Here is a 9,769-nt window from a genome sequence, read left to right as displayed (position 1 = left end):
AGTAAGGTGTTGCTTATTTTTTTCAATGTTTTCTCAATTCTATACAGCCCCTATTTTTTAAGCTTTTTATTCAGAAAGTTGCTTTTAATTTTCCGTAATTACCGTCAAGGTGATGATCTTTCACAGTGTGTGATTTTTAATAGTATGCAGTTTTTAATAAAAGTAATCATATACGACTTTACTTCACTTTGAAGGCTTTATATAGGTTATTAGCACCCGAAAATCGCTACTTACGAGTGACAGCATAGTTATCGCACTTGAAGATGCGTATTGAAAAGCGCTACGGTTCCTGGCAGCACCCTACTATAGCACTTACGAATTATTTGTTATACTGGCGCGCATATTAGCCAAATTGGCATGAATACATGAGACAAGGTAGATGAGTATGCAAGCTTGGGTGATCGGTAATTGGAAACAAAATCCAGCAACTAGCCAGGAGGTCAATGCGCTGTTAGACGACCTATTATCTAGGGTTGATGCTGGAGAACGAGCCAAGACACAAGCGTCAAAAACTCAATGCCACTTAATGGTTGCACCAAGCAATATACACTTGGCTACCGTTCATACACGCTTGGCAAATAGCGCATTACTTTGTGCTGCTCAAGACGTTAGTGCTCATAGTGAAAGTACAGGCGCTTATACTGGAGACTGCTCAGCACAGCAAGTGGCAGATGCTGGAGCCACTTGGACACTGCTTGGTCACTCTGAGCGTCGTCAGTATCACAATGAGTCTCACAATTGCCTATTAAACAAGTTATCTCATGCATTCTCTCAGAATTTAAGCGTGGTGTTCTGTATTGGTGAAACGCAAGAACAGTACGATAACAATCAAACATTTGAAATCATTGATACGCAGCTCTCAGTGATCAAAGATTTACTGGCGCAGCAGCCAGATATTACAGCTTCTTTGTCCGAGAGATTGATTATTGCGTACGAGCCTGTCTGGGCGATTGGTACAGGTAAGGTGCCTACTGTGGCAGAAGTGAGTAAGACTCATCAGCATATCAAGCAAACCGTTGCAGGTTTTGCTGATATGGCCGATACAGTCACCGTCTTATACGGTGGTAGCGTCAATGCTGATAATGCAGAAAGCTTTGCGGCTGATACTATGATTGATGGTGCATTGGTTGGCGGCGCCTCGCTAAAAGCGGACAGCTTTTTAGCGATCGCTGATGCTTTTAGCCAAGCGGATACTGAATCGAATAAATAATCCTCAGATATCAAGATTATATCTTCTTGATAGGCTGTCTTTATCCGTTAGCAAAACTAGGTTTAACAGTACCCTTGCAATCGTGTACAATGCGCCTTATTTATATAATTGATGTGGCATTATTAAAATGGGTGGTGTTCTAAAAAGTATGCTGGCGATAAAAGTCAATAAAAGATCTATGCTAAGTTATCTGATTCTATAGGGCTTTCAAGGCTTCAAAAATTGTTCAAATTTTAATCAGCATACTTTTTAACACACCACCTTAAAATGAATGCCAATCATCCTGTTAGTTAACCTTATGTATTATTTTCCGTTATCAGTCGTCATTACGCGGCAAAAGAGGCCACCATGTTTACGTTTATATTAGCCCTTCATATTATTGTGGCCATTGCCATGATTGGCTTGATTTTGATACAGCATGGTAAAGGGGCAGACGCTGGGGCTTCTTTTGGTGCTGGTTCATCAGGTACCGTATTTGGTGCGGCAGGAACGGCTAACTTTTTGACCCGTGCGACGGCGGTATTGACGGTCATATTTTTTATTACCAGTATGACGCTTGCCGTTCATGCTCGTAAGCAGGCCGAAGACCAGTTTCGTCTAGACGCGCCAGTGTCAGCACCGCAAACGCCGCGTCCATTGACACAGAATCCTGAGTAATCGTCTTTTAAGCAGGCAGCACTTGCTATTTTTTTACGTTAGATTTACAATGCTCCCCTGTTCTGACAAGCCGATCATACCGATGCCTACCTTAAGCATCATTTATTGTAGATTGGACGATAGGATCAGAGTAGTACAATGCGATTGTGGTGGAATTGGTAGACACGCCATCTTGAGGGGGTGGTGGCGCAAGCCGTGGGGGTTCAAGTCCCCCCAATCGCACCAAGTTTTATAGACGTAGCATAGCGTCAGGTTGGATTTTTAGTAGACAATACTTATTTGATAATTAATTTCAAAAAAGTATTGACACTTCTAACAAACCTCCCTATAATATGCGTTCTAGATTGATGCGGGGTGGAGCAGTCTGGTAGCTCGTCGGGCTCATAACCCGAAGGTCGTTGGTTCAAATCCAGCCCCCGCTACCACTTTTTATACTGATGTTTTTTACACTAAATTTGTCAGTACCGATTAACCCACCATAATGTTTGTGGGTTTTTTTGTATCTGAAGGTCAGTGTTATCGCGGTATCTATTCTACTTGTGCTAAGCTCTAGATCTATAGAGTACGATATTACTCGTCACTGGTCATCATCGGCCGCTACCGGCACGATGCTCCTTAAGCAACACTATCTTTTATTCCTCACGCTTTTATCGATAGTAGTGCTTTATTAATAATAAAAGCATTGTTTGACTGAGCTTGATGTTTTTTGGGCTCATCCCTATATAAACGCACAACACATATCACATGTTTTGTGGTTTACCATTATATAATGACCGCGGTTCTTGCTATATAGGTAGGAGAGAAGCAGAGACTTCATGCGGTTGACTAAGTACGATAGATAAGTGAATAGGAAAATATAAAAAGATTATGAAGCTTTCGACTAAAGTTGCAGAACTGACTAATATTATTGCCCCTGCTGTGGCCGCTTGTGATGTGTCATTATGGGGTATAGAATTTGCGCCACAAGGTCGCCGCTCTTTACTGCGTATCTATATTGAGGCATTGCCAGAAGATCAAGCCCAAGATAAGCAGGTTACTATCGAAGATTGTGCCGCAGTGAATCATCAAGTAAGCGGTATCCTCGAAGTTCATGACCCTATTGCTGGCGAATATATTTTAGAAGTGTCTTCACCAGGCTTTGATCGTGCCTTTTTCTCAGATGAGCAGATGCATGCCTATGTTGGTCAAACTGTCAGCTTGCGCTTGATTCAAGCCATCGGTACAGGTGATCAAAAACGACGTAAAGCGACAGGTAAGCTCGATAGTATTGATGAGACGTCTTTGAAGCTAACGGCAAGTGATGGTGAGCAGTTTGAGATTGCATTAAGCAATATTGATAAAGCCAACTTGGTTTATGAAGACGCCTAAACGTATATGGTGATGTGATTCTGTAAAGTAGCACTTTATTCTCAAATACGTTACGCAATTTATCCCCACTATATATAGTAGCAACATATAAATTATAAAATTTAAGTCAATCAAAAAATGATAGGACAGGTATAGCATGAGTCGTGAAATCTTAACGGTAGTAGAAACTGTCAGTAATGAAAAGGGCTTAAATCCTGAAGATATCTTTGAAGCCATAGAAGACGCTTTGGTGGTATCGACCAAGAAAAAAGTATATACCGAGCAGCCAGAAGTGGCGGTTAGGGTATCGATTGATCGAGCAACTGGCGATTATGACACTTATCGCTATTGGACAGTCGTTGCAGATGAAGACCATGAAATGCCAGCTTGTCAGCTTGCCATTACAGATCTCGATCAAGAAGAGTGGTCAATTGGTGATATCAAAGAAGAGCAAATTGAATCCATAGAGTTCGGTCGTATTGCGGCAACTCAAGCAAAGCAGGTCATCATCCAAAAGATTCGTGAAGCTGAGCGCGCACTTGTGGCAGACGCTTTCGAGCCACGTGTTGGTGAGATGATGTATGGCGAAGTCAAAAAACAGACACGTGATGGTTATATCATCGACTTAGGTGACAATGCTGAAGGGTATTTGTCACGCGATCAGATGTTGCCACGTGAGCAGCTACGTGCCAAATCTCGTATCAATGCTATCTTATACCATGTAAATCGCGAAAATCGCGGTGCACAGTTATTGTTGTCTCGCACGCATCCTGAAATGCTATCAGCATTGATGCAAAAAGAAGTGCCTGAGATTGCAGAGCAAATTATCGAAATCCGTAACGTCGCTCGCCTGCCTGGTACTCGTGCTAAAATAGCCGTAAAGACCAACGATCATCGTATCGATCCTGTTGGGGCTTGTATCGGTATGCGTGGTACGCGTATCCAAGCAGTACAGCAAGAGCTCGATGGTGAGCGTATCGATGTTGTGGTTTGGTCAGATGATCCAGCCCAATTCATCATTAGTGCTTTAGAGCCAGCAGACGTAAGCAGCATCATCTTAGATGAAGACACTCAAACAGCAGATATTATCTTTAGCACCAATGATCAGTTGGCGCGTGCTATTGGTTCTCAAGGTCAGAATGTACGCTTGGCCTCTGAGTTGACTGGCTATAAGCTTAATATGATGCTCGAAGAAGAGTACAAACAGCGTCAAGAAAATGAGTCAAAAGCATTTATTGAGTTATTCTATGAGCGCCTAGAAGTTGATCAAGATCTAGCGCAGGCGCTGGTTGATATCGGTTTTACCAGTATCGAAGAAGTGGCCTATGTGCCAGTCGATACCTTCTATGACATTGAAGGGTTAGACGATGAAGCAATCGACATGATTCAAGAGCGTGCTAAAGATGTTGTCATTGCTGATGAGCTGGTCAAACAACAGAACATGAAAGAGCCAAGTCAAGAGCTTCAAGAGCTTGAAGGTATGACAGTCAGCTGGGCCTATAAAATGGCACAAAAAGACATTATTACCGTGGATGATTTGGCAGAACAAGCCGTCTTCGATCTAGAAGATATCGAAGGATTAGACTCCGAAACTGCAGGAAAACTCATCATGAAAGCTCGGGAATCTTGGTTCGATGAATAAGCGGTAACTGCATATCGCTGTCTTTTGGTGATATGCTATTGAGAATAAAGTGCTGGTGTCTACATACTGTAAATACTGGCCTTAACCCAATCATTTGTAGCCAACAACTGAATTGAACATATAGCAAATAATAGACAGTAGGTGATAATAAATGGCAGATAAGACCGTCAAAGAACTGGCAGAAATGGTAGGCAAAACTACAAGTGCTGTAAAGCAGCAACTAGTAGATGCTGGCCTGCCTGCTCGCGCAGAGGATGACCTAGTCACCGAGTTTGAGCAAGAGAAGTTGGTGACGTATTTAAAACAAAGTCATGGTCAAAACGAAAAGCGTCGTATTAGTCTCAAATCTAAGACAACGAGCACCGCTCGTGTGACTGGCTCTTCGGGTAAATCTAAGAGCGTTAATGTTGAAGTACGCAAAAAGAAAGTATTTGAGAAGCCGGATCCAGAAAAAATGGCTGAAGAATTAGCCGCGCGCGAGCAGGCTCTCATTGAGTCTCAAGAGCGTGCTGCTAAAGAAGCAGAAGAACGTGCTGCGACCAAGAAAAAAGCAGAAGAGCGCCAAGCGGCAACTTTAGCTGCAATGCGTGCAAGCTTAGGCTCTAGCAAAAAGTCAGACGACAAAAACGATGATATCTCCACTTCAGTTGTCGTTAAAAAAGGCGGTAAAGCGAGCAAGGCCACCGTTGAAGTTAAGCCTAAAGAGCAGCCGAAGAAAAAGGTTACTGCTACTAAGCCTAAAGTTGAGACAGCTGCTGAGCGTAAAGCTCGCGAAACTCGTGAGAAAGAAGAAGCGCGTTTGCGTGAAATCGAATTAGAAACTCGCCGTACTCAAGCAGAAGAAGCGCAAAAGCGCACGCTTGAGCAAATGCGTAAAATGGCTGGCAAATATACCGATCGTGAGCCTGTTACCGAAGTGCGTAAAGATGAACCATTGGCTGAAGGTCTGGTCGGTGATGCATTAGAAGAGTCATTTGAAAAAGAACGTCGCGAAATTAAGCGCGGTGCAAACAGCACTGGTGCTCGTGGTCGTCGTCGTAAAAATCAAGATGAGCGTGAAATCAAAAACCGTAAAAACGGTTTGCGTTCAACACAAGCATCACAGCATAAGTTTGAAAAGCCAGTTGAAAAAATTGTCTATGATGTTGAGATTAGCGAGCAAATTTCAGTTGCTGATCTGGCACAGCGTATGGCGGTCAAAGCTCGTGAAGTGACTAAGTTACTCATGAAAATGGGTGAGATGGCTCGTGAGTCTGATACCATTGATCAAGCAACAGCAAGTCTGCTGGTCGAAGAGATGGGTCACAATCCAGTACCGGTCAGTGATACCAAAGTGGAAGATGATCTACAAGACGCCGTTGATGAGCGTAGTAGTAATGTTCAAACACGTCCACCAGTTGTCACTATCATGGGTCACGTTGACCATGGTAAAACATCACTGCTTGATAAAATTCGCGAAACCAAAGTGGCCAATGGCGAAGCAGGCGGTATTACCCAGCATATCGGTGCTTATCACGTAGAAACCGATCGCGGTGTGATTACTTTCCTTGATACGCCAGGTCACGCAGCCTTTAGTGCTATGCGCTCACGCGGTGCTCAGGCGACTGATATTGTTGTACTTGTTGTCGCAGCTGATGATGGCATGATGCCGCAAACGGCAGAAGCGATTGATCATGCACGTGCTGCTGGTACGCCGATCATTGTCGCTATCAATAAGATGGATAAGCCAAGTGCTGATCCTGACCGTGTTCTGAATGAATTGACAACGAAAGAAGTCATCTCAGAAGAATGGGGCGGCGACACACCAATGGCACGTATTTCAGCCAAGACAGGCGAAGGTATCGACGACTTATTAGAATTTATTAGCTTGCAAGCTGAGCTAATGGAGCTAGAAGCACCGTTAGATGGAGCAGCACAAGGTGTGGTTATCGAATCAAGACTAGAAAAAGGTCGTGGTCCTGTGGTTAGTGTCCTAGTCAAAAAGGGTACCCTAAAACAAGGCGACTTGGTTCTAGCTGGTGAGCACTACGGTAAAGTACGTGCACTAACGGATGAGAATGGTCAACGTGTTAAATCAGCTGGTCCTTCTATCCCTGTGGAGATTTTAGGTCTGCCTGAAACACCTGCGGCTGGTAGTGAATTCTTAGTAGTAACGGACGAGAAGAAAGCCCGTGAAGTTGCGGCCTTTAGAACCAACCGTGAGCGTGAGCGTCAACTTGAGCGTCAGAATGCTATGCGCCTAGAAAGCATGTTCGATCAAATGGGTCAAGGCGATGTGTCGTTCTTGAACATTGTATTGAAGACAGACGTACGCGGTTCACTTGAAGCATTGCTGGCGGCATTGAATGAGTTGTCGACTGACGAAGTAAAAGTCAGAGTGATTAGCTCAGGCGTTGGTCCGATTTCTGAATCTGATGTGACACTTGCTGAGTCTAGTGAAGCGGTATTATTAGGATTTAATGTTCGCGCTGATGCTACCGCACGCCGCAAAGCCGATACTGCTAACATGGATATTCGCTACTATAGCGTCATCTATGGTTTGATTGATGATGTCAAATCAGCAATGAGTGGTATGCTTGCTCCTGAACATCGGGAGAAAATCCTTGGTGTTGCAGAAGTTCGTGAAGTATTCCGCTCTAGTAAGTTTGGTGCGGCTGCTGGTTGTATGGTGGTTGAAGGTACAATCTATCGCAACAAACCTATCCGCGTATTGCGTGATGACCAAGTTATCTTTACTGGTCAGTTGCAGTCATTACGTCGCTATAAAGAAGACGTCAATGAAGTACGTACTGGTATGGAATGTGGTCTGGCCGTTCGTGGCTATGATGTCGAAGCTGGCGATAAGATCGAAGTCTTTGAAATTCAAGAGTTCGCCCGTACTATCTAAAACCGCTGTTCGATAGTAGAGTATCTAGTGATGCAATGCGCCAAATGTGCTGAGCTTGTTAGATATTTTACTAATATTAAGCGGTACTTAGGCCTATCAGGTACACCCTGCTAGGCCTTTTTTAGCAGATATCAGCCCCAATTTTCTCAACAACCAAATTTATATATCAATAAAAATAGGCCCATTAAAGTAAGGTAATAAAATGAATCAACGTTTACAACGCTTATCCGATCAGATTCAGCGTGAGCTTGCTGTTCTTATTCGTGACGAAGTCAATGACCCTCGTCTGACCGGTTTTGTCACAATCTCTAGTGTGAAGGTTAGCCCAGACTTAGGTTATGCTGACGTCTATGTCACTATCATGGAGCCTGAGCTCAATGACGCTATGACTAAAACCAATCATGAAGACAGTATCAAAGTATTAAATAAAGCGGCAGGGTTTTTGCGTACTGAGCTGAGCCATAGTCTAAAGACACGTACCACGCCGCGTCTGCGTTTTCATTACGATGAAGTGACTGCTCGTGGTAACTACATGATGGACTTGATCAGTAAAGCCGTCACCAAAACTGAGCAAAACGAGAATGACGAGTAAGTAATTATTATGTCTATATCGCCTAAGCAACCTCAAAAAAAAGCCAATAAAACGTCTGATAAAATAAAAGTGTCAGGCGTTATCTTGGTGGACAAACCTAAAGGTATGACATCCCAGCAAGTTGTGTCAAAAGTGAAATATTTGTTTAAATCACCCATACATGACAGCAAAAAGGCGGGTCACACAGGTACGCTTGACCCAATGGCAACGGGCTTGTTACCCATTTGCTTGGGTGAGGCGACCAAGTTTAGTCATTATCAACTGGATGCTGACAAGTCATATCAAGCGACTATCTTACTTGGTAGCCAAACCGATACAGGCGATGCAGACGGTCAAGTGGTGGCGCAAGCAGCAATTCCAGCATTCGATAATGCTTTATTGGCTACTATTGCCCAGCAGTTTTTGGGTGATCAGCAGCAGATACCACCAATGTACTCAGCATTAAAAAAAGATGGTAAGAAACTTTACGAGTATGCTCGTGCTGGTATCAAGATTGATAGACCACCAAGAGATATCACGATCAAAGCGATCAATCTACAAGCAGTCGATGATGTCCAAATTCTCTTGACAGTCACTTGTACCAAGGGCACTTACGTGCGCGTATTGGCAGAAGACATTGCAAAAAAGCTAGGAACGCTTGGACATTTAACGGCACTACGCCGCACGCAGGTGGGTAACTTTAGTATTAGTGATGCTATTGATTTATCGACTTTAGAAGAAAGTGATTTGGATAAACGTCAGCTACAGTTACTCCCTGTTGATGCCTGTATTGATATCGATGCTGAGATGACATTGACAGATGAACAGTGTACCCGTGTCCATATGGGCCAGCGCTTAAATGTATTTGAGAGTTTGACCGGTAAGCTTAGAGACTATGTTGTAAATAAGGTTGCAAGCATGGCTGGTTGTCAGATGTCTAACGATAATGCAGACCACACCGAGATTGCCGATACTCATAGTGCGGGTCAGAGTGATTGTGTTATGGATACATCTCAGTCTCTAGAGCACGAGGTACCTGTTGATATACGCTTGATCAACGAGCAAGGGGCATTTCTTGGATTGGGTGCTGTCAGCCTCAATGGACGCTTACAGCCCAAAAAGCTTATCCAACGTTGAGGCTGTATTAATAAATGCTGATCAGTAGGCAACGGTTTTTGTCTGCTTTACTAATGGTTTACACTAATCACATACCGTCACATTTTATTGCAGGTTTCGCCTATGGTGAAACCTGTTTTTTTTATACAGTGTATATACCAGTTAAGGACAGCTGCATAAAATGGAAGTGGACGACAATAATAACCAAAAAATAGAATTATAACCAAGGACATTTTCTAATAAGCATAAAACCAGTCAAGGGAAGACTATTAACGATGCATAACATTAGACCTCTTGCAAAAGTCATAGGTTAAGCTCGGAATTAATGATACCAGCAAA

The 9,769-nt window shown here is 43.3% G+C and carries 7 protein-coding genes and 2 tRNA genes; all 9 read left to right on the top strand.

Features of this window, described 5'->3' with window-relative positions; translation table 11 throughout:
• The first annotated feature begins 385 nt into the window (after positions 1-385).
• Positions 386-1,210: a triose-phosphate isomerase gene (gene tpiA / locus L0G63_RS12730; RefSeq protein WP_301450988.1), complete on the top strand. Its 825-nt coding sequence runs from the start codon at positions 386-388 to the stop codon at positions 1,208-1,210.
• Positions 1,211-1,558: 348 nt separating this feature from the next.
• On the top strand, positions 1,559-1,867 hold the full coding sequence (secG, locus tag L0G63_RS12725) for a preprotein translocase subunit SecG (RefSeq protein ID WP_021814138.1): 309 nt from the start codon (positions 1,559-1,561) through the stop codon (positions 1,865-1,867).
• A gap of 140 nt (positions 1,868-2,007) precedes the next feature.
• Positions 2,008-2,092, top strand: a tRNA-Leu gene (locus L0G63_RS12720).
• Between the two features lie 123 nt (positions 2,093-2,215).
• Positions 2,216-2,292, top strand: a tRNA-Met gene (locus L0G63_RS12715).
• 442 nt (positions 2,293-2,734) lie between these two features.
• A complete protein-coding gene (gene rimP / locus L0G63_RS12710; RefSeq protein ID WP_301450987.1) occupies positions 2,735-3,235 on the top strand; it encodes a ribosome maturation factor RimP in 501 nt (166 codons plus the stop codon).
• 136 nt (positions 3,236-3,371) lie between these two features.
• The gene (nusA, locus tag L0G63_RS12705; protein WP_301450986.1) at positions 3,372-4,856 is read left to right on the top strand and encodes a transcription termination factor NusA; all 1,485 of its coding nucleotides are present in this window, start codon (positions 3,372-3,374) and stop codon (positions 4,854-4,856) included.
• 151 nt (positions 4,857-5,007) lie between these two features.
• Positions 5,008-7,743, top strand: a complete 2,736-nt coding sequence (gene infB, locus L0G63_RS12700; RefSeq protein WP_301450985.1) for a translation initiation factor IF-2 — start codon at positions 5,008-5,010, stop codon at positions 7,741-7,743.
• A gap of 202 nt (positions 7,744-7,945) precedes the next feature.
• Complete coding sequence (locus tag L0G63_RS12695) at positions 7,946-8,335, top strand: ribosome-binding factor A (RefSeq protein WP_301450984.1); 390 nt, start codon at positions 7,946-7,948, stop codon at positions 8,333-8,335.
• A gap of 9 nt (positions 8,336-8,344) precedes the next feature.
• Positions 8,345-9,451 carry a tRNA pseudouridine(55) synthase TruB gene (gene truB, locus L0G63_RS12690; protein ID WP_301450983.1) on the top strand — a complete coding sequence of 369 codons (1,107 nt, stop codon included), beginning with the start codon at positions 8,345-8,347 and terminating at the stop codon, positions 9,449-9,451.
• Positions 9,452-9,769 lie beyond the last annotated feature (318 nt).

It is taken from the genome of Psychrobacter sp., assembly GCF_030454045.1.
Lineage (GTDB): Bacteria > Pseudomonadota > Gammaproteobacteria > Pseudomonadales > Moraxellaceae > Psychrobacter.
This window is presented reverse-complemented; position numbering and strand designations above follow the sequence as displayed.